This is a genomic window from Plantactinospora sp. WMMB334 (assembly GCF_049179095.1).
Classification (GTDB): domain Bacteria; phylum Actinomycetota; class Actinomycetes; order Mycobacteriales; family Micromonosporaceae; genus Plantactinospora.
In genome coordinates this window covers 7,252,302-7,271,172 of sequence record NZ_JBMHME010000002.1, presented here as the reverse complement: position 1 = coordinate 7,271,172, position 18,871 = coordinate 7,252,302, and the positions used below count along the sequence as shown (strand labels likewise).

The window sequence follows — 18,871 nt, the reverse complement described above, 5'->3', positions numbered from 1 at the left end:
AATTGACCGGTCGGCCGCCCGGGGCGACAACCGACCGATCCGTCGTTCATGGGTCAGGACTGACGAACGGCCTCGCCCTCGATCTCGATCTTGATCTTCCTGCCCACCAGCACGCCGCCGGTCTCCAGCGTGACGTTCCAGGTCAGCCCGAAGTCCTCCCGGTCGATCTCGGTGGACGCGGTGAAGCCGAAGATGTCCTGGCCGTACGGGCTGCGTCCGGCGCCCTCGAACTCGACCGTCAACTCGACGGGGCGGGTGACGTCCTTGATGGTGAGCTCGCCGTCGAGCACGAACTCGGCCCCGCTGTGCGACTTCACGCCGGTGCTGCGGAACTCCAGCGTCGGGTACTTCTCGGACTCGAGGAAATCGCCACTGCGCAGGTGGTTGTCCCGGTCGGTCTGGCCGGTGTCGATGCTTGCGGCCTGGATGGTGGCGGAGACCGAGGACTCGAGCGGGTTCTCCGCCACGGTGATCGTCGCCTCCGCCTCACGGAACTGGCCGCGCACCTTGCTCACCATCATGTGCCGGGCCATGAAGCCGACGCGCTTATGCGCCTGGTCGAGCAGGTAGCTGCCGGCGGTGGGGATCGTCAGCCCCTCCCAGGTACGGGTGGTGGCGGATTCGGCGCTGCTGGTCATGAGAGATGGCCTTCCCAGGAGATAGGTTGTGGGACCGATGACTGACGAAGCAACTATAGTTCGAGCAATATTCCCTCTGTCAACGACTGCTACGATCGGTTCGTGACCGAGAACCTGTACGACGACGCCCGGATCACGGCCGTGGGCCTGGTCATGGAGGTGTACGCCGGGCTCGCCGCCAGATTCGCCGCCCAGTTCGAGGAGCACGGGCTGTCGACGGTGGAGTTCGAGGTCCTGATGCGGCTGGCCCGCTCGCCCGAGCATCAGCTCCGGATGACCGACCTGTCCGCCCAGACCTCGCTCTCCACCAGTGGCGTGACCCGGGTCGTCGACCGGATGGAGCGCGACGGCCTGCTCCAGCGCCGCGCCTGCCCCTCCGACCGGCGCAGTGCGTACGCCGTGGTCACCGAGTCCGGCATGGCGCGGCTCGACGAGACGCTTCCCGGACACATCAAACTGATCCAGGACTGGTTCATCGGTCAACTGGAGCCCGCCGCCCTCCAGAGCCTGCTCGACTCGCTGCGCATCGTCCGGGACGCGGTCCATCCCGGCGCCACCGCCGGCAGCGCGGAGACCGGCACAGCGGAGACCGGCAGCGCGGCCAGCACCGGAGCGGACACCGCCGGGGCGACCACGCCCCGTTGAGCCGTGACCACGGTCCGCCGGCAACGCCGCGAACCCGGCGATCATCACCCGAACGGGATAACCGCATTTTCGGGGATCACCGGCAGAAAGACCGGCAGAACCGACCCTCGTATCGCCACTTCATGCACTGAACGGATAAAACGGGCAGTGGATGCTGGTTAATCTTCAGGCAGCCGGGGGGCTCCGGGGACGTGGCGCGGGCGTGGATCTGTGAGGGGCTCTGTCGGGGGGCTGTCCCGCTCGCGCCACGCCCCCGGGGTGGCGCGTTCCGCACCGCCGGTTCAGCGGGCATCGCCCCGCAGCCGCTTCAGACCGAGCCGCGCTGTTCAGACCGAGCCGCGCTGTTCAGACCGAGCCGAGCAGTGCCCGCTCCTGCGGCAGCAGGACGATCGCACCCTCCCGGCACACCTGGTCCAGGCGCTTGAGCGCCGCCGCCCGGTGCGCCGGCTCGTCGGTGCTCGCCACCAGTCCGACCAGCGCCTCCGCCACGTCCCGCAGGTCCCGGGACCCGGCGCAGGCCTGCACGGCTGCCGCGTACCACTCGGCCGCCCACTCCCGGTCGCCCCGCTGCATCGCCAGGGTCGCCTCGATCAGCGCGCACATCCCGTCGTCCCGGACGGCGAACTCGTCCGGCCGTGCGCGTCCCGACTCCAGCTCGGCCCCTCCGACGTCGTCGCCCGCCTTTCCGCTGCGCAGCTCGGCGAGGACCGCCGTCGCCTCGTCGATCCGGCCCTCCTGGGCGAGGGCGAGCCCGACCGTGCCGAGCACCCGTCGGCGGTGTCCGGGATCGCCGAGGTCGGCCAGGGCCACCATCACCCGGCGGCCCTGCCGGACCGCGTCGGCGTACCGGCCCTCCAGGCGGGCCACCTCCGCCAGGTTGGCCCGGGCGAGTACCCGGAGCCGCTCCTCACCGCACTCCCCGGCGAGCCGGTCCACCGCCGCCAGCCGGCGCCGGGCCGCGCCGAGGTCACCGACCCGGATCTCGTGCCAGGTCAGGTTGTTCTGTGCCACCGCCATGTCCCGGACCCGGCCGGTACGGGTGGCCAGCTCCAACGCCGCCTCGCCGTGCCGCCGCGCCTCGTCGTGGCCACCGAGGGCGGTCCAGATCCCGCAGATCACGTTCCGGGCCGCCAGCTCACCCGAGGCGTCGGAGAGCCGCTGGAACGTCGACACCGCCGCCTCGGCGGCCGGCAACTCCTGCGGCCCGGCACCGTGTTCCTGGGCGAGTTGCGCGACACCGACCTGTGCCCACGCCCGCACCGCCGGATCGGCGTCACCGGTACGCGGATCGTCCAGCAGCCGACGCAGCCACTGCCGGCCGGCCACGTCCCGTCCCCGGTAGCGCCACCAGCGGGCGAGGTTCCCGGCCAGCCACAACGCGGTGTGCGGATCGTCGTTGGCCGCGTACGCCAGGGCGGTCCAGATGTCGCCGGCCACCTCGTCGAGCCGGCCGACCGCCTCGACGATGCGGGCACCGGCAAGGTCCGGCGCCACCCGGGCGGCAAGCCGGGCGAAGACCGAGGCGTGCCGGCGGCGGATCGCCGCCAGCTCGCCGTGGGCGGCGGCGCGTTCGGCGGCGAAGTCGCGCACCACGTCCAGTACCCGGAACCGGAGCGGCCCGGTGCCCCGGGCGCCGATCAGCCCGTGCTCCAGCAGGCGGTCCAGCAGCCGCACCGGATCACCGGTGAGGGCGGGATCTGGGACGAGCATCGCCTCGGCCAGCTCCACCGACCAGCGGTTGCGCAGCACGGAGAGCCGGCGCAGTGCGGCGCGCTCGTCCGCCTCCAGCAGCCGGTAGCTCGCGGCGACGGCATCCCGCAACGTCGCCACCGCCGCACGACCCACCGGCGGGATGCCGAGGTCGAGCAGCCGGTTCCCGTACCGGTCGAGCATCTCGTTGAGGTTGAGGACCCGGCCGTGCGCGGCGGCCAGCTCGATCGCCAGGGGAAGCCCGCCGAGCCGGCGTACCAGTTCGACGAGCGCACCCACCTCGTCGGGTTGCGGCGGCTCGCGACCGATCTGGCGCAGCCGGGCGAGCAGCAGCGCGACGGCGGGATAGTCGGCCACCAGCGCGAGGTCGGCCGGTGCGTCGGCGGGCGGCACCTCCAGCGGGGTGACCGGCCGGACCTGCTCGCCGGGGAGCCCGACCGGGTGCCGGCCCGTCGTCAGGACCTGGAGCATCGGCGCGATCTCGGCGAGCCGGTTCAGCGCCTCGGCGGCCGCGCCGGGAGCCCGCTCCACGGCATCCACCAGCAGCAGCGACGGCGTGTCCGAGAAGCGCTCGGCGAGTTCGCTGGCCCGGCCCACCCCGAAGACCGTGGCGACGACCGACAGCACGTCCGCCTCGGTGGAGCCGTCGATCATCACGATGCCGCTGGTGCCACCGGGGTAGGCTCCGGCCACCTCCCGGGCGACCTTGAGGGCCAGCCCGGTCTTACCCACCCCGGCGAGGCCGACCAGGCTGACCACCCCGCGCGCCATCCGGGGATGCTCGGTCAGCATCGCGGCCAGGTCGGCCACCTCCCGGTCCCGGCCGATCAGCTCACCCGGCTCCGGCAGTCCGAAGCCGCGCCGGGGCAGGTGCGGGCCTGGCGGCACCGGGACGGCACCGAGCTCCACCCCCGGCGCGCCCTGCCCCCTGGCCAGGGCGACGAAGTCGGCGCGGTCCCGGCCGGCGAGGCCCAGCGCCGCCGCGAGCAGTTCGACGGTTGTCCGTTGTGGACGCGACGCTCGGCCCCGTTCCAGGTCACGGACTGTGCGGATCCCGACGGCGGCCCGTTCGGCGAGTTCGGCCTGGGTCAGCCCGGCCGCCAGCCGACACCGGCGGAGCACGTCGCTGAAGCCACCCGGGATCCGGTCAGCACCATGATCCGGTGTCATGGGCAGGAACACTACGCACCTCGATGCGGTCCTGGCAGGCAAGCGTCGAGGTACCGACGGAACTGGACATAGATATCCGACAGATTACTGATGAGACGTTTCGGGCGGTGATCGAATGATCAACAGAACGTGACGAATCCGCAGAGGTCGGACGTTCGTGTCTGGTCGCGACGACGCCGCAGCCGCGGTCGCGACGACGCCGCAGCCGCGGTCGCGACCACGCCGCGGTCACGGTTCGGCGGCGACCGGCACCGGGGCCGGCGGGACGGACCCGGTGCCGGGCCGCGCGCCGTCGCCGGAGAACCGCTCGTGCAGCCGGCGCAGCGGGCCGGGCGCCCACCAGTTCCACTCGCCGAGCAGGCTCATCACCGCCGGCAGCAGCAGCCCGCGTACCACGGTGACGTCCAGCAGCACCGCCACCGCCATGCCGAAGCCGATCTCCTTGACCGCGGTCAGGTCACCGAGGAGGAAGCCGAGGAAGACGATGCTGATGCAGACCGCCGCCGAGGTCACCACCGGGCCGCTCCGGACGATGCCGGCCAGCACCGCCCGCTCGCCGCCCCGGACCCGGGCCGCGGGCGTACGCAGGCCGGACCAGCGCCGCCACTCCTCCCGGATCCGGGCGAGCAGGAACACCTCGTAGTCCATCGACAGCCCGAAGACGAAGACGAAGAGCAGCACCGGGGTGGTGAGGTCGATGGCCCCCCAGGACTCCACCCCGAGCAGGGCGGCGCCCACCCCCCACTGGAAGACCACGACCAGGACGCCGAGCGTGGCGAGCAGGGTCAGCACGTTCATCACCAGCGCCTTGACCGGCACGACCAGTGAGCCGGTCAGCACGAAGAGCAGCACGGTGGTGACCAGCAGCAGCACCAGTACGGCGTACGGCAGCCGCTGCGCGACCGAGGACCGGTAGTCGACCAGCTCGGCGGCGGGCCCGCCGACCAGCAACGGCAGCGGCTGGTCCAGGGCGCGTACCGCGCGTACCAGGTCGCGGGACTCCGGCCCGCCGGTCGCGCCGTGCGGGGTCAGGTCGATCACGAGCGCCGCGCCCGGCACGTCGGGCCGGGGCTGCATCCTGATCACCTGGGGCAGGGTGTTGAGCTCGTTCATCAGGTCCCGGACCTCGGCGCTGGCCGGGTCCGCCGCCACCACCACGGTGACCGGGGCGGCGCGCCCCGCCTCGAAGTCGTGCAGCAACACGTCGTGCACCTGCCGGGCCTCCATCGGCCGGGGCAGCGCCCGGGCGTCGGAGTTGGCGAGGTTGGCGCCGGCCAGGAAGGGCAGGGCGAGCAGCAGCAGGCCGGCGGAGGCGCCGAACGCCACCAGGCCGGGCCTACGCTGCGCATACCCGGCGAGCCGGGCGAGCATACCGGGGCTGTCCGTGCGGCTGCCGGGACTGCCGGGCCGGGTACCGGGGCGGCGGGGCGGCGCGGGGCGGACCGGGACGATCCGGCGGAGCGGGCGGGCGGCGGCGGCCAGGCTCCGGCGCACCCAGGTGTGGGCGCCGGGCTCGGGGATGTGCCGGTGGGCGACGGCGATCAGCGCGGGCAGCAGGGTGAGGCCGGCAAGGGTGGCCAGGGTCACCGCGAGCGCACCGCCGAGCGCCATCGCCGCGAGCAGCGGCTCGGCGAAGACGTAGAGGCCGAGCATGGCCGCCGCGACGGCGAGCCCGGAGACGAGTACGGTCCGGCCGGCCGTCGCCATCGTCCGGGCGAGCGCGTCGACCGGGTCGGAGGCGTCCGGCGCATCCCCGGCCGCGGCACCCGCGTCGTCCCGGGCAGCACGTTCCCCGGGGCGTGCCACGGCGCGTTCCTCGCGGAACCGGGCGATCAGCAGCAGCGCGTAGTCGACGGTCAGGCCGATGCCGAGCAGGGTGACCACGTTGACGGTGAACTCGCCGACCCCGGTGACCGCGCTGAGTCCGTAGAGCCCGAGCAGGGTCACCGCGACGGCAGCGAGCGCGCCGAGCAGCGGAAGCACGCCGGCCAGCAGGCCGCCGAGGATCACCACCAGCGCCACCAGGAGTACGCCGAGCGCGACCGACTCCCCCACGACCGCGTCGTCGATCGCCTGCTCGGCAAAGGCCCGCTCGGCGAGTTCCTCGCCGCCGACCAGCACCTGTGGGGCGTCGATCTCCCGCAGCAGGGCGGCCACCCGGTCCTCGGTCTCCTCCCGCCGCTCGGTGGGGAGCCCGTCGACGAGTTCGACCCGGACCAGGGTGCTGCGGTTGTCGGCGCCGATCCGGCCACCCGCCGCGTTGTAGAGGTCCTCGACCTCCCGCACCCCCGGTACGGCCTGGATGTCGGTGTGTACCCGCTGGACGCTGGCGACCAGGGCGGGGTCGTAGGGGTCACGGTCCCGGACGATCGCGACCACCATCGGGCCCTCGGGGAGGAGTTCGGCGATCCGACGGTCGGCCCGCTGCGACTCCGCGTCCGGGCGCAGGTTGTCGGTCTCGACCAGCCGGTCGAAGACCTGCCCGCCCAGGATCGCCCCGGCCAGGGTGAGCCCCAGCCAGCAGATCAGCACCGGCCAGCGCCACCGCCACATCGACCGGCCGAACACTGCGAACATGCCCCGAACCTCCCCACGCGACCCGGGCTGGTCGCCCTCGGCGCACATGCAAACACCCTGGGCATCCGGACGTCAGCCCCTATCCGGTCAGAATCGACGATCCGGTACGCCGGCCGGCAGCGGGCCCCGGGCCGGCAGCCGATCCCCGTCGACAACCGGCCCCGGTCAACAGCCGGCCCAGGTCGGGAAAGGATCAGCTCCGTTCGGCGGCGCGGCGCGCCCGGAGACGGTCGGCGAGTGCGCCGAGCGCGGGTGCGGCGCAGGTCACCGCGGCCCGCTGGTCGTCGTCGAGTTCCGCCAGGGCGTCGGCGAAGAGCCGTGCCCAGGACTCCTCGACCCGGGCCGAGCCGTGCGCCGCGTCGACTGTCGCGTGCAGCCGTACGGCCCGCCGGTCGTGCGGGTCGGGCTCGCGGCGTACCAGATCGCGGGCGACCAGGGCGCGGACGGTCGCGCTGACGTTGCTGGCGTGCAGCCCCAGGTCGCGGGCGAGCGTGCCGACCGAGACGCCGGGGGACTCCGCGACATACCGGAGCACCTCCAACTCCGACGGGGGGAGTTGGCCGAGCCCGGCCTCGTCGACGCCCTGTAGCCGCATCACCCGACCCAGCTGGTACAGAACCGGTACGAGTGTCCTCGCCTGCCGCAGGACGGTCTCGTCCGCCATGGTCACTCGTTTCATCTCACGAGGGTACCGCTAGCCATAGTTATATAGTTATAGTAATTTGACGTTCGTGACTTCCGCCCCCACCCGGACCGAAGACTCCAGCCCGACGCCGCCGCCCCGGTCGCGTACCGGTGCGCGCCGGCTGCTGCTCCCCGCCCTGGTGCTGCTGGCCTTCGTGCCGCCGATGGGCATCGACATGTATCTGCCGGCCTTTCCCCGGATGGCCGACGAGTTCCGGACCGACCCCTCCGGGATCCAGCTCACCCTGACCGCGTTCGTCATCGGGCTGGCGCTCGGGCAGCTCGTCCTCGGCCCGCTCTCCGACCGCTACGGCCGGCGACCACTCATCCTCGTCGGCACCGCCGTCTGCGCCGCCTCCGCCGCCGCCTGTGCCTTCGCACCCACCCTCGAGACGCTGACCGCGCTGCGCTTCGTCACCGGGTTCAGCGCCGCCGCCGGGGTGGTCGTCGGCCGGGCCGTCATCTCGGACACCGCCGAGGGGCCGGCCGCCGCCCGGATGTTCGGCATCCTGATGGCGCTCAGCGGCATCGCCCCGATCACCGCACCGCTGATCGGTGGCGTGGTGACCAGCGCCGCCGGCTGGCGCGCCGTCTGGGGCACCCTCGCCGCCGGACTGCTGCTCACCCTCCTGGTCGCGCTGGTCGGCGTACCGGAGAGCCTGCCGCCGGAGCGCCGGCATGCCGGCGGGCTCCGCGCCACCCTGAGCACCGCGCGGTCGTTGCTGACCGACCGGGTCTATCTCGGCTACATCTTCGCGTTCGGGTTCGGGTTCGCGGCCCTGTTCTGCTACATCGCCGCGTCGCCCTTCTTCCTCCAGTACGTCCTGGGCCTGACCGTCCGGCAGTCCGCCGTCGCCTTCGCCGCCGGTGCGCTCACCGCCACCCTGAGCAGCGCGGTCAACGCCCGGCTGGTCGGCCGGGGCGTCGTCCGCCCCGCGCTCCTGCTCCGGCTCGGCCTGGCCGGCATGCTGGTCAGCACCGCCGGCCTGCTCGCGGTGACCCTCGCCGGGCTGCTCGGCCGGGCGGTGGCGGTCGCGCCGCTGCTGCTCTTCTTCGTCGGGCTCGGCATGATCATGGGTAACGCGACGGCGCTGGCGCTCCAGCGGGCACGACGGGCCGCCGGTAGCGGGTCGGCGGTGCTCGGCACCCTCCAGGGCATCCTCGCCGGGGTGACCGCGCCGCTGATTGGGCTCGGCGGGCGGGACGTCGCCGTACCCCTCTTCGCCGGCATGACGGTCTGCGTCACGATCGCCGCCCTCGCCCTGCTGCTCACCCGGAACGCCGACCGGCCGCCCGCATCCTGACCAACCCCCGACCGACGGCCCCGACCCCGAACGCTATTCGTCGTGGATCTTGACGACTTGTTGTCGTCCTAACCGCAACAAGTCGTCAAGATCTGGGCCGAGCGCGGCTGGTTGGCTATCCGGTGGTGGTGACGGTAGGTAGGAACGAGTGCCAGGCGGGTGGAGGGAAGAGCAGCACCGGGCCGGTCGGGTCCTTGCTGTCCCGCACCCCGACGAGCCCCGGCAGGTTGCCCGCCACCCCGCATCACCCCGGCCCCGCCGACCGACTGGCGCAGCACCCGCTCGTCGACGACGGCGGTGAAGAGCGGCGGGTTCGGCCCGGACAAGATCTCCTGCCGGGCCAGCCTGGCGGCGACCTGCTGCTCCACCTGCTCGGCGGTGAGCAGCCCGCCACTGCGCAGCAGCGCGTGGGCGTACGCCTCGCGGTCTGCAACAGGCCGGGGATCACCGACAGCTCGAAGCAACGGACGGCGATCGCCTCCTGCTCGACGCCGACCCAGTGCCGGAACCACGGCAGCACCGGGGCCGGGCCGAGCACGGCCTCCGGCAAGTTCCGCCGGGGCACGAAGCCGGCCGGCGGCGACACCCGGATCGGCGAGTCCGGCGACGCCGATCCCTCCTGGACGGAGTCGTGGGAGGCAGACGAGAGTACATTTCCGGACTTACCGGTACCCGATATCTGAAACTTCCACCCGGACGTGTGACGACGATTACTCTCCGGAGTATGGCTCGGGGTTTGCTCGTACTCAGAGTGGTCAGTGCCGTCCTGCTGCTGCCGTCGACCACGGTGGCCGGACCGCCGGGAGTGGCGGCAGCGGGCACGCCGACTCCGACGGCAGCGGGCACGCCGTTCCGGCCGTGTCCGGCGCCGAACCCGCCGGTGGCCCGGCCGACCCGGCCCGCGCCGCCACCACTCGACCCGGCGAAGGCGGCGGTCGGCGGTCCGGCGCTGGCCACCGCCGGGCTCGTCGCCCCGCCCGGCGCCGCCGAGCCGCCGAAGGTCACCGCCACCTCCTGGCTGGTCGCCGACCTGACCAGCGGCGCGGTGCTCGGCGGCTGCGGCCCGCACGAGTACGGCGTGCCGGCGAGCGTGCAGAAGCTGCTGCTGGCGGCGGCGGTGCTCCCCCGGTTGGATCCGAAGCAGGTCGTCGAGGTGACCGAGTCGGATCTCGACTTCGAGCCGGGCAGTTCGGCGGTCGGGCTGGTCCGCGGCGGTCGCTACACGGTGGAGACGCTCTGGCTGGGCCTGATCCTCAACTCCGGCAACGACGCGGCGAACGTGCTGGCCCGGCTCGGCGGCGGGGCCGGTGGGCTGGCCGCCGGGGTGGCGGCGATGAACGCCGAGGCGAAGCGGCTGGGCGCGTACCAGACGCACGCCGCCACACCCTCCGGGCTGGACGGTCCGGGCCAGTACACCAGCGCGTACGACCTGGCGCTGATCGCCCGCGCCTGCTTCGCGCACCCCGACTTCCGCACGTACGCCGCCACGAAGATCGCCAACGTGCCGGCGCAGGCGGCGAACAACACCAAGGGCTTCCCGATCTGGAACGACAACCAACTGCTGCACCGCTATCCCGGCGCGCTGGGCGGCAAGACCGGCTACACCGACCTGGCCCGGCACAGCTTCGTCGGGGCGGCCGAGCGGAACGGGCGTACCCTGCTGGTCACCCTGCTCGGCGCGGAGTCGCAGCCGCAGCGCGGCTGGGAGCAGGGCGCCGCGCTCCTCGACTGGGGGTTCGGGCTGCCAGCCGACGCGGGCGTCGGCCAACTCGTCGCACCAGGACAGGCCGACTCCCACAACCAGGTCGCGTCCCCGGTCGCCGGGGCCACCCCGGTGGGCCAGGACCACAGCACCCGTCCCGGCTGGCTGCTGATGGCGGGCGCCCCGGCCGTGCTCGTCGGTGCCCTGCTGACCCTGCTCCTGCTGCGACGCCGACGCCGACGCGGTGCGCACAGCCACGGCCACGGCCGCTAGGCCACAGCCGCTAGGACACAGCCGCTAGGACACAGCCGCTAGGACACAGCCGCTAGCCGCTGGGCCACGGCCGCTGGTGCGGCAACCATCCTGAGCTCGCGACCTGCTGCCAGCGGCCCGGCCGCTGGGGCGTGCTGTCGCCTCCGCCGCTGGTCCCGGTGACGTCCTCGGCGACTAGCCTTGGTGACGCCAGGAACCAGCCGGCCCGGTCGGAGGAGTGCGGATGACCCGCTACGTGGCGCTGTTGCGCGGCGTCAACGTCGGCTCCGGTAACCGGATCGGCATGGCCGACCTGCGCCGGATCGCCGCCGATCTCGGCCACGACGACGTCAGGACCTACCTGCAGAGCGGCAACGTGGTGTTCGGAGCCGACGACCGCGCCGGGCCGGAACGGCTGGCCGGCGACATCCGGCGGGCCCTTGCCGACGAGTTGGATCTGGACGTTGCGGTGATGGTCCGCTCCGGCCCGGAGCTGGCCGGGCTGACCGGCGGCAACCCGTACGCGGCCGGGCAGCCGGAGGAGGTCAAGATGCTGGTGGCGTTCCTGGCGGAACCGCCGGAGGCCGACCGGGCGGCCGAGCTGTCGGTGCCGGGCGGCGAGACCGCCGAGTTCCGCTTCGCCGACACCGGCCGGGACGTCTACCTGCACTATCCCGACGGGTACGGCCGCAGCAGGTTCAGCAACGCCTACCTGGAGAAGCGGCTCGGCGTCGCCTCGACCACCCGGAACTGGCGGACCGTCCGGGCCCTCGTCGACCTGGCGGCGGGCGGCTGAGTGAGGGCTACGGGCCAGGTCACGAGCGGTTACAGGCCCAGGTCACGGGCGATGATCATGCGTTGCACCTCGGAGGTGCCCTCGCCGATCTCCAGGATCTTCGCGTCCCGCCAGAACCGGGCCACCGCGAACTCGTTCATGAAGCCGTAGCCGCCGTGGATCTGGGTCGCGTCCCGGGCGTTGTCGACGGCACACTCGCTGGCGTGCAGCTTGGCGATGGCGGCGTGCCGCTTGAAGTCCTCACCGGCCAGCATCCGGGCCGCCGCGTCGTGGTACGCCAGCCGGGAGGTGTGTGCCCGCCGCTCCATGTCGGCGATCTTGAACTGGATGGCCTGGAAGTTGCCGATCGGCTGGCCGAAGGCATGCCGGTCCCGGGCGTACCGGACCGACTCGTCGACACACCCCTGGGCCAGGCCGACCGAGAGTGCCGCGATGGCGATCCGCCCCTCGTCGAGGATCCGCAGAAACTGGGCGAAGCCCCGGCCCCGCTCGCCGAGCAGGTTCTCCGCCGGCACCCGGCAGTCGTCGAAGGTCAGCTCGTGGGTGTCCGAGGCGCACCAGCCCACCTTGGAGTAGCCCGGCGCGACGGTGAAGCCGGGCGTGCCGGCGGGCACGATGATGGTGGAGAGTTCCTTGGAGCCGTCCGGGTTGGTGCCGGTGACGGCGGTGACCGTGACCAGGCTGGTGATCTCGGTGCCGGAGTTGGTGATGAACGCCTTCGACCCGTTGATCACCCACTCGTCGCCGTCCAGCACCGCCCGGGTCGCCGTGCCACCGGCGTCCGAGCCGAAGCCTGGCTCGGTCAGCCCGAAGCCGGCCAGCGCCTCCCCGGTGACGAGCTTCGGCAGCCAGCGGGCGCGCTGCTCCGGAGTGCCGAACCGGTAGATCGGCATCGCGCCGAGCGAGACCGCCGCCTCCAGGGTGATCGCCACGCTGGAGTCGACCCGGGCCAGCTCCTCCAGGGCGAGGCAGAGCGCGAAGTAGTCGCCGCCCATCCCGCCGTGTTCCTCCGGAAAGGGCAGGCCGAAGAGCCCCATCTTGCCCATCTGCGCGACGATCTCGTACGGGAAGGTGTGCCGCTCGTAGTGTTCGGCGATCACCGGCGCGACGACCTCGCGGGCGAAGGAACGCACGCTCGATCGCAGCGCCTCGTACTCCTCGCTGAGCCGGAAGTCCATGGGTTCCTCCATCGTCGTCGGTCGGGGGGTGGTCGGTCACCCGGTGGTCAGACGGGCGTGACGCCGTGCCGGCGGCGGGAGAAGCCGCGGTCCTTGCCCCGGGCGGCGGCGAACCGCCGGACCAGGTCGGCCCGCAGGTCTCCCGGCTCGACGATCGCGTCGACGACCAGTTCGCTGGCGAGCCGTACGAGATCGATGTCCTGCTCGTAGGCGGCGCGGCGCTCGGCGACGAAGGCCGCCCGCTCGTCGGGGTCCGCGATCGCGGCGATCTTGTTGGCGTAGACCGCGTTCACCGCCGCCTCGGCGCCCATCACCGCGATCTTCGCGGTGGGGAGCGCGATGGTGGCGTCCGGCTCGAAGCCGGGGCCGGCCATCGCGTAGAGCCCGGCGCCGTACGCCTTGCGGACCACGACGCAGATCTTCGGTACGGTCGCCTCGCTGATCGCCGTGATCATCTTGGCGCCGTGCCGGATGATGCCCTGCTTCTCCACCGCCGTGCCGACCATGAACCCGGGCACGTCGGAGAGGAAGAGCAGCGGCACGTTGAACGCGTCGCAGAGCTGGACGAACCGGGTCGCCTTGTCGGCCGAGTCGACGAAGAGCACCCCGCCCTTGAACATCGAGTTGTTCGCCACCACGCCGACGACCTGGCCGTCGAGCCGGCCGAAGCCGACGGTCAGCTCCTTCGCCCAGAGCGCCTGGATCTCCAGGAAGGAGTCGGCGTCGAGCAGGCCCTTGACGTACCGCCGCATGTCGAAGGCCTGCCGCTCGCTCGCCGGCACCAGCCCGGCGAGGTCCACACTGGTCGGTGCGGCGACGGCGGGCGCGGCCGGCGGCGGCTGCGTCCAGTTCGCCGGCAGGTACGACAGGTAGCGGCGGACCACGTCGAGGGCGTCCGCCTCGGTTTTGCAGAGGAAGTGCCCGACCCCGGACTCGGCGCAGTGCACCCGGGCCCCGCCCATCTCCTCCAGGGTCGTCTTCTCCCCGGTGACCATCTCGACCATCCGGTCCGAGCCGAGGTACATGCTGGCGTTGCCGTCCACCATCGCCACCACGTCGCAGAAGGCCGGGATGTACGCCCCGCCGGCCGCGCTCGGCCCGAAGAGGGCGCAGACCTGCGGGATCGAGCCGGAGGCGCGGACCTGGTTCCAGAAGATCTTTCCGGCGCCGCGCCGGCCGGGGAAGAGGTCGACCTGGTCGGTGATCCGGGCGCCGGCCGAGTCGACCAGGTAGACCATGGGCAGGCCGGAGGCGTACGCCCGCTCGATGATCCTGATGATCTTCTCGACCGTACGGGCGCCCCAGCTCCCGGCCTTGACCGTCGAGTCGTTGGCCATCAGGCAGACCGGCCGGCCGTCGATGCTGGCCGCACCGGTGACGACCCCGTCGGCGGGGAGCCCGTCGGCGAGCGCGTTGGCGTAGAGCCCGTCCTCGACGAAGGATCCCTCGTCGACCAGGAGCGCGATCCGCTCGCGGGCGAAGAGCTTGCCCCGGGCCGCGTTGGCGGCGTGGTACTTCTCCGCACCGCCGGCCCGGACCCGCTTGCCGAGTTGCTCCAGCGCCTCGCCGTCGAGTGTCACGCCGCCCCCCTCGTCCGGTACGCGCCCGCCTGCCTGCCGGGCATGGCGCGATATGACCTGAACGATCGTTAGGTTACTGCATCCCGGCACGTCCGGGCCAGTCGACGGAGGGTCATACCGAAAGGCTACGTATCCGGACAGGATGGTGTAATTGACGGCCGTCAATTACTCTGCTCCCACCCCCGACACACCTTCCGGATCGGAGAAGTGAGCCATGACCTCACGCATCAGCCGGCTACTCGTCGCGTTCGTCGCGACCACGGGTGCCACCCTCGGCGTCACGCTGGCGAACCCCGCGCCCGCCTCCGCCGCCATGACCATCTGCTACAACACCAGCCAGGCACCCAGCTACGTCAGCATCGCCAACCAGGCCGCCTCGATCTGGAACAACGCCACCTCGAACCTGACCCTCAGCGCCAACTGCGGCAACAACCTGCGGATCTACCAGATCACCGGCGGTGGCTCGTACGCGATCCGGACCAGCCTCGGCAACGGGCGGGTCTACATCGACACCCGGCAGGCGCAGCAGTACAGCCCGCTGCGGATCATGTCGCACGAGATCGGGCACATCCTCGGGCTGCCGGACAACTACAACGGCAACTGTTCGCTGCTGATGTCGGGCGGCAGCGCCGGCACGAGCTGCACCAACCCGTACCCGAGCAGCGCCGAGGCCAGCCGGGTCACCCAGCTCTTCGCCGGCACCCGGGTCGGGGCCGAGCGCGCCGAGAGCGTCGGCGGCGAGGTCTTCCCGGACAGCTGGCCGGCGGTACTCGCGCCGATCGGCTGACCGGCCGGGCAGCGGACACCACGTGCGGAGGGGTCGGCACGATGCCGACCCCTCCGGTCATGTTCGCAGCCAGGATCGCCGTCAGTCGAAGGTGACCGACCGGCCGGGTGGGATCCGGGCGTACTCGGTCTCGGCCTTCTGCTCGAACCAGCGGTCCACGATCGGTGCCCCGCGCTCGCTGAGCAGCGCGTCGTGGATCGAGTAGGCCCGCCGCGGCTTGACCGCCCGGACGAAGTCCAGCGACTCCGAAACCTTCAACCACGGTGCACTCGTCGGCACCAGCAGCGTCGCCACCGGCAGATCCGGGACGAAGAAGGCGTCACCCGGGTGGTAGAGGCCACCACCGGCAGTGCCGACGTCGATCACGTAGCCGAGGTTCGGGATGCCCGGCAGCCCCTGGTAGATCTCGGCGTGGTCGCCGCCGACGACCCGGACCGGAAACCCGCCCGCGTCGAACTCGTCACCGGTGGCGACGGGGACGAGCGCCGGACCGAGCTCCTTCACCTTCCCGGCGACGTCGGCGTGGGCGTGGATCCGCAGCGCCGGGTTGGTGGCCACCGCCGCGCTGAGCCGCTCGACGTCGAGGTGGTCGGGGTGCTCGTGCGTGATCAGCACGTGGTCGACCCCGTCCAGCGCCTCGGCCTCGGTCCACATGCCCGGATCGATCACCAGCGACTGTCCGTCCGCCTCCAGCCGTACGCACGCATGGGTGTACTTGATCAACCGCATTGGCCGAGCGTATCCCGGTTTGCCGCTCCGTGAGCCGTTAACAGGGGGCCCTTCCTATGCAGAATGCGATAAGTGGGGGCCCTTCCTTACATGCCTTCCTTACGTCCGGGGGCCGGCGCGGAGGACGCCGGAGGGGAGTTCCCGGCCGACGAGCTGCTCGGCGTAGCGCGCCGTCTCGAGGAGTGCGCCGAGGTCGATGCCGGTGTCGACTCCCATGTCGTGCAGCATGTGCACGACCTCCTCGGTGGCGACGTTGCCGCTCGCCCCGGGGGCGTACGGGCAGCCGCCGAGGCCGCCGACACTGGCGTCGTACTCGGTGATGCCGAGGTCGAGCGCGGTGAGCAGGTTTGCCAGCGCGGTGCCCCGGGTGTTGTGGAAGTGCAGCAGCACCGGGATGTCGGGCTGCCGGTCGCGGACGGCGGTGACCAGCTCGCGTACCCGTCGCGGGGTGGCCATGCCGGTGGTGTCGCCGAAGGCGATCCGGTCCGCACCGTCGGCGACCACCCGGTCGACGATCCCGGCCACCCGGGCCGGGTCGACGTCCCCCTCGTACGGGCAGCCGAAGCTGGTCGCCACGATCACCTCGGCGGTCGCCCCGGCGTCGTGCAGCAGGCCGATCAGCCCGGCGATGTCGTCCAGCGACTCGGCGGTGGAGCGGTTGACGTTGCGCCGGTTGTGCGTGTCACTGGCCGAGACGACCACCTCGATCTCGGTGAAGCCGGCGGCCAGCGCCCGCTGGGCGCCCTTCGAGTTCGGCACCAGTGCCGAGTAGCGCACGCCCGGCGCCCTCGTCGCCCGCGCCCACACCTCGTCGGCGTCGGCCATCTGCGGGATCGCCCTCGGGTGCACGAAGGAGACCGCCTCGATCCGGCGTACGCCGGTGGTGGCGAGCAGGTCGAGCAGGCGTACCTTGCCGTCGGCCGGGACCGGGTCCTCGTTCTGCAGGCCGTCGCGGGGCCCGACCTCCCGGATCGAGACCGCGGCCGGCAGGTCGGCGCTCACTTCTTCGCCCGCATCCGGGCGACGATGCCCGTGTCGTAGTCGCCGCCGAGGAACTCGGGATTGTCGAGGAGTTCGGCGAAGAACGGCAGGTTGCACTTCGGGCCGGCGATCTCGAAGCCGGCCACCGCCGACCGGGCCCGGTCGATCGCCTCGGCCCGGTCGGCGCCGTGCACGACCAGCTTCGCCATCAGGGAGTCGTAGAAAGGCGTGACGGTGGTGCCGAGCGCGTACCCGGAGTCGACCCGCACCCCCTCGCCGGTCGGTTCGGTCCACGCGGTCACCGCACCCGGGCCGGGCAGGAACCGCTTCGGGTCCTCGGCGTTGACCCGCAGCTCGATCGCGTGCCCGCGCGGCGCCAGCGCGTCCGGGTCGAAGGTCGGCGCCAGGCCGGCCGCGACCCGCAACTGCTCCTCGACCAGGTCGATGCCGTGGACCAGCTCGGTCACCGGGTGCTCGACCTGGAGCCGGGTGTTCATCTCCAGGAAGAAGAACTCCCCGGTGGTGGCGTCGAGCAGGCACTCGACGGTGCCCGCGTTGCGGTAGCCGACCGCCTCGCCGGCCCGGACCGCCGCCGCGAGCAGCCGCTCCCGCAGCGCGGCGTCGACGGCCGGCGACGGCGACTCCTCGACCAGCTTCTGGTTGCGCCGCTGCACCGAGCACTCCCGCTCGCCGAGCGCCACCATCCGGCCGTCGGCGAGGCCGAGGATCTGCACCTCGACGTGACGCACCCGGGGGAAGTAGCGCTCGATCAGCACCGAGCCGTCCCCGAACATCCGCTCGGCGAAGGTGCGCACCTTCTCGTACTCGCCGGGCAGGCCCGCCGGGTCGGTGGCGACCGCCATCCCCATCCCGCCGCCACCGGCGGCGGCCTTGACCATCACCGGGAAGCCGATCGCCTCGGCTGCGGCGAGCGCCGCGTCGGCGTCGGCGGCCGGGTCGGTGGTGCCGGGCGCGACCGGCACCCCGGCTGCGGCCATCAGGTTACGAGCATTGATCTTGTCACCCATCGCGGTGATCGCGTCGGCGCCGGGCCCGACCCAGACCAGGCCGTTCGCCTCGACGGTACGCGCGAAGTCCGCGTTTTCCGACAGGAAGCCGTAGCCGGGGTGGATCGCCCGCGCACCTGTCGACTTGGCGGCGGCGATGATCGCCTCGGCGTTCCGGTAGCTCTGCGCCGGATTCGCCGGCCCGACGCAGACCGCCTCGTCCGCCTCGCGCACGAACGGCAGGTCGACGTCGGCCTCGGAGTGGACCGCGACGGTCCGCACCCCGAGTCGTCGGGCGGTACGGAGGATCCGGCGGGCGATCTCGCCACGGTTCGCGACGAGCAGGGACTCGATCATGTTGAGTTCTCTACCTCTCGGTACTCGGTCCGACAGCGCTGGCGGACCGTCGTGCGCCGACGCGGCGACGTGAAGCGCGGGGAGTGCGGCTCAGTCGTCCGGGTCGGCCAACAGTGCGGCCAGGGTAGCGGCGCGCAGCAGCGCGGCCCGGCGCTGGCGGTCGACCTCGCCACCGAGAAACGGCGTGGAGTTCATCAGGCCGAACGCGGCGTGCGCCAGCACCCGGGCCTCGCCGGCCGGCAGCTTCGGGTGCAGCGCGGTCAGCACCCCGACCCACTCCTCGACGTAGAGCCGCTGGAGCCGGCGGATCTGCCGGCGGGGCTCCTCCGGCAGTCGATCGAGCTCGTGCAGGTGCAGCGCGATGACCGCCGGGTTGGCCAGGGCGAACTCCACATGGAAGTCGATGAGTGATTCGAGCGCGGCCCGGGCGTTCTCCGGATGCTCGGCGACCCGCTGCCGGCCACCCGCCAGCAGCCCGTCACTCACCGGCATCAGCGCGGCGACGAGCATCGCCTCCTTGCCGGCGAAGTGGTGGTAGAGGGCCGGACCCGTCACCCCGGCGGCCGACCCGATGTCGTCCATCGAGACCCCGTGATAGCCGCGCGCCGCGAAGAGGCCGACCGCGATTTCCAGGATCTCCTCGCGACGGGAACGCCGTCGCCGTACGCCACTGGCGGGGGCGTCGGCCGCCGCCAGCACCTGCTCTTCCACCGTCACCCGCCCAGCCTAGTCAGCTGTCAATCTCCTGCCGCCCGCCAAGTGGCGTGCACCACG

The 18,871-nt window shown here is 72.4% G+C and carries 15 protein-coding genes and 2 pseudogenes; 5 read left to right on the top strand and 12 right to left on the bottom strand.

Features of this window, described 5'->3' with window-relative positions; genetic code table 11:
- Positions 1-53 precede the first annotated feature (53 nt).
- Positions 54-638, bottom strand: coding sequence for a YceI family protein (locus ACN27G_RS31540; protein WP_421496312.1), 585 nt, complete (start codon positions 636-638; stop codon positions 54-56).
- Positions 639-791: 153 nt separating this feature from the next.
- Between ACN27G_RS31540 and ACN27G_RS31535 the strand changes: the two genes are divergently transcribed.
- Entirely contained in the window at positions 792-1,283 is a 492-nt protein-coding gene (locus ACN27G_RS31535) for a MarR family winged helix-turn-helix transcriptional regulator (RefSeq protein WP_421497531.1), read from the top strand.
- 345 nt (positions 1,284-1,628) lie between these two features.
- On the opposite strand, the gene ACN27G_RS31530 is transcribed toward ACN27G_RS31535, so the two are convergent.
- The 3 genes from ACN27G_RS31530 to ACN27G_RS31520 form a co-directional block, all read right to left on the bottom strand.
- Positions 1,629-4,163: an ATP-binding protein gene (locus tag ACN27G_RS31530; RefSeq protein ID WP_421496311.1), complete on the bottom strand. Its 2,535-nt coding sequence runs from the start codon at positions 4,161-4,163 to the stop codon at positions 1,629-1,631.
- A gap of 228 nt (positions 4,164-4,391) precedes the next feature.
- Positions 4,392-6,740 carry an MMPL family transporter gene (locus ACN27G_RS31525; protein WP_421496310.1) on the bottom strand — a complete coding sequence of 783 codons (2,349 nt, stop codon included), beginning with the start codon at positions 6,738-6,740 and terminating at the stop codon, positions 4,392-4,394.
- A 193-nt stretch (positions 6,741-6,933) separates the two neighbouring features.
- Positions 6,934-7,419 carry a MarR family winged helix-turn-helix transcriptional regulator gene (locus ACN27G_RS31520; protein WP_421496309.1) on the bottom strand — a complete coding sequence of 162 codons (486 nt, stop codon included), beginning with the start codon at positions 7,417-7,419 and terminating at the stop codon, positions 6,934-6,936.
- Positions 7,420-7,471: 52 nt separating this feature from the next.
- On the opposite strand from ACN27G_RS31520, the gene ACN27G_RS31515 reads away from it, so the two are divergent.
- A complete protein-coding gene (locus tag ACN27G_RS31515; protein WP_421496308.1) occupies positions 7,472-8,728 on the top strand; it encodes a multidrug effflux MFS transporter in 1,257 nt (418 codons plus the stop codon).
- A gap of 115 nt (positions 8,729-8,843) precedes the next feature.
- Here the strand turns inward: ACN27G_RS31515 and ACN27G_RS31510 are convergent.
- Together ACN27G_RS31510 and ACN27G_RS31505 are read right to left on the bottom strand one after the other, a co-directional pair.
- Positions 8,844-8,966, bottom strand: a pseudogene (locus tag ACN27G_RS31510) (DUF397 domain-containing protein); the annotation flags it as partial.
- Between the two features lie 13 nt (positions 8,967-8,979).
- Positions 8,980-9,240, bottom strand: a pseudogene (locus ACN27G_RS31505) (Scr1 family TA system antitoxin-like transcriptional regulator); the annotation flags it as partial.
- Between the two features lie 212 nt (positions 9,241-9,452).
- Between ACN27G_RS31505 and ACN27G_RS31500 the strand changes: the two are divergent.
- Together ACN27G_RS31500 and ACN27G_RS31495 are read left to right on the top strand one after the other, a co-directional pair.
- Positions 9,453-10,703: a D-alanyl-D-alanine carboxypeptidase family protein gene (locus ACN27G_RS31500; protein ID WP_421496307.1), complete on the top strand. Its 1,251-nt coding sequence runs from the start codon at positions 9,453-9,455 to the stop codon at positions 10,701-10,703.
- Positions 10,704-10,926: 223 nt separating this feature from the next.
- Positions 10,927-11,478: a DUF1697 domain-containing protein gene (locus ACN27G_RS31495; RefSeq protein WP_421496306.1), complete on the top strand. Its 552-nt coding sequence runs from the start codon at positions 10,927-10,929 to the stop codon at positions 11,476-11,478.
- A 29-nt stretch (positions 11,479-11,507) separates the two neighbouring features.
- Here the strand turns inward: ACN27G_RS31495 and ACN27G_RS31490 are convergent, their stop codons facing one another.
- Entirely contained in the window at positions 11,508-12,656 is a 1,149-nt protein-coding gene (locus ACN27G_RS31490) for an acyl-CoA dehydrogenase family protein (protein WP_421496305.1), read from the bottom strand.
- 47 nt (positions 12,657-12,703) lie between these two features.
- Positions 12,704-14,236, bottom strand: a complete 1,533-nt coding sequence (locus tag ACN27G_RS31485) for an acyl-CoA carboxylase subunit beta (RefSeq protein ID WP_421496304.1) — start codon at positions 14,234-14,236, stop codon at positions 12,704-12,706.
- A gap of 214 nt (positions 14,237-14,450) precedes the next feature.
- Here ACN27G_RS31485 and ACN27G_RS31480 point away from each other — a divergent pair, with 214 nt between their 5' ends.
- Positions 14,451-15,023 carry a snapalysin family zinc-dependent metalloprotease gene (locus ACN27G_RS31480; protein ID WP_421496303.1) on the top strand — a complete coding sequence of 191 codons (573 nt, stop codon included), beginning with the start codon at positions 14,451-14,453 and terminating at the stop codon, positions 15,021-15,023.
- An 81-nt stretch (positions 15,024-15,104) separates the two neighbouring features.
- Here the strand turns inward: ACN27G_RS31480 and ACN27G_RS31475 are convergent, their stop codons facing one another.
- The 4 genes from ACN27G_RS31475 to ACN27G_RS31460 form a co-directional block, all read right to left on the bottom strand.
- Positions 15,105-15,752 (bottom strand): MBL fold metallo-hydrolase, encoded by a 648-nt coding sequence (locus ACN27G_RS31475; protein WP_421496302.1) that lies wholly within the window; start codon positions 15,750-15,752, stop codon positions 15,105-15,107.
- A 99-nt stretch (positions 15,753-15,851) separates the two neighbouring features.
- A complete protein-coding gene (locus ACN27G_RS31470; protein ID WP_421497530.1) occupies positions 15,852-16,742 on the bottom strand; it encodes a hydroxymethylglutaryl-CoA lyase in 891 nt (296 codons plus the stop codon).
- Positions 16,743-16,750: 8 nt separating this feature from the next.
- Positions 16,751-18,097, bottom strand: coding sequence for an acetyl-CoA carboxylase biotin carboxylase subunit (locus ACN27G_RS31465; protein WP_421496301.1), 1,347 nt, complete (start codon positions 18,095-18,097; stop codon positions 16,751-16,753).
- A 90-nt stretch (positions 18,098-18,187) separates the two neighbouring features.
- Entirely contained in the window at positions 18,188-18,814 is a 627-nt protein-coding gene (locus tag ACN27G_RS31460; protein WP_421496300.1) for a TetR/AcrR family transcriptional regulator, read from the bottom strand.
- Positions 18,815-18,871: the final 57 nt, after the last annotated feature.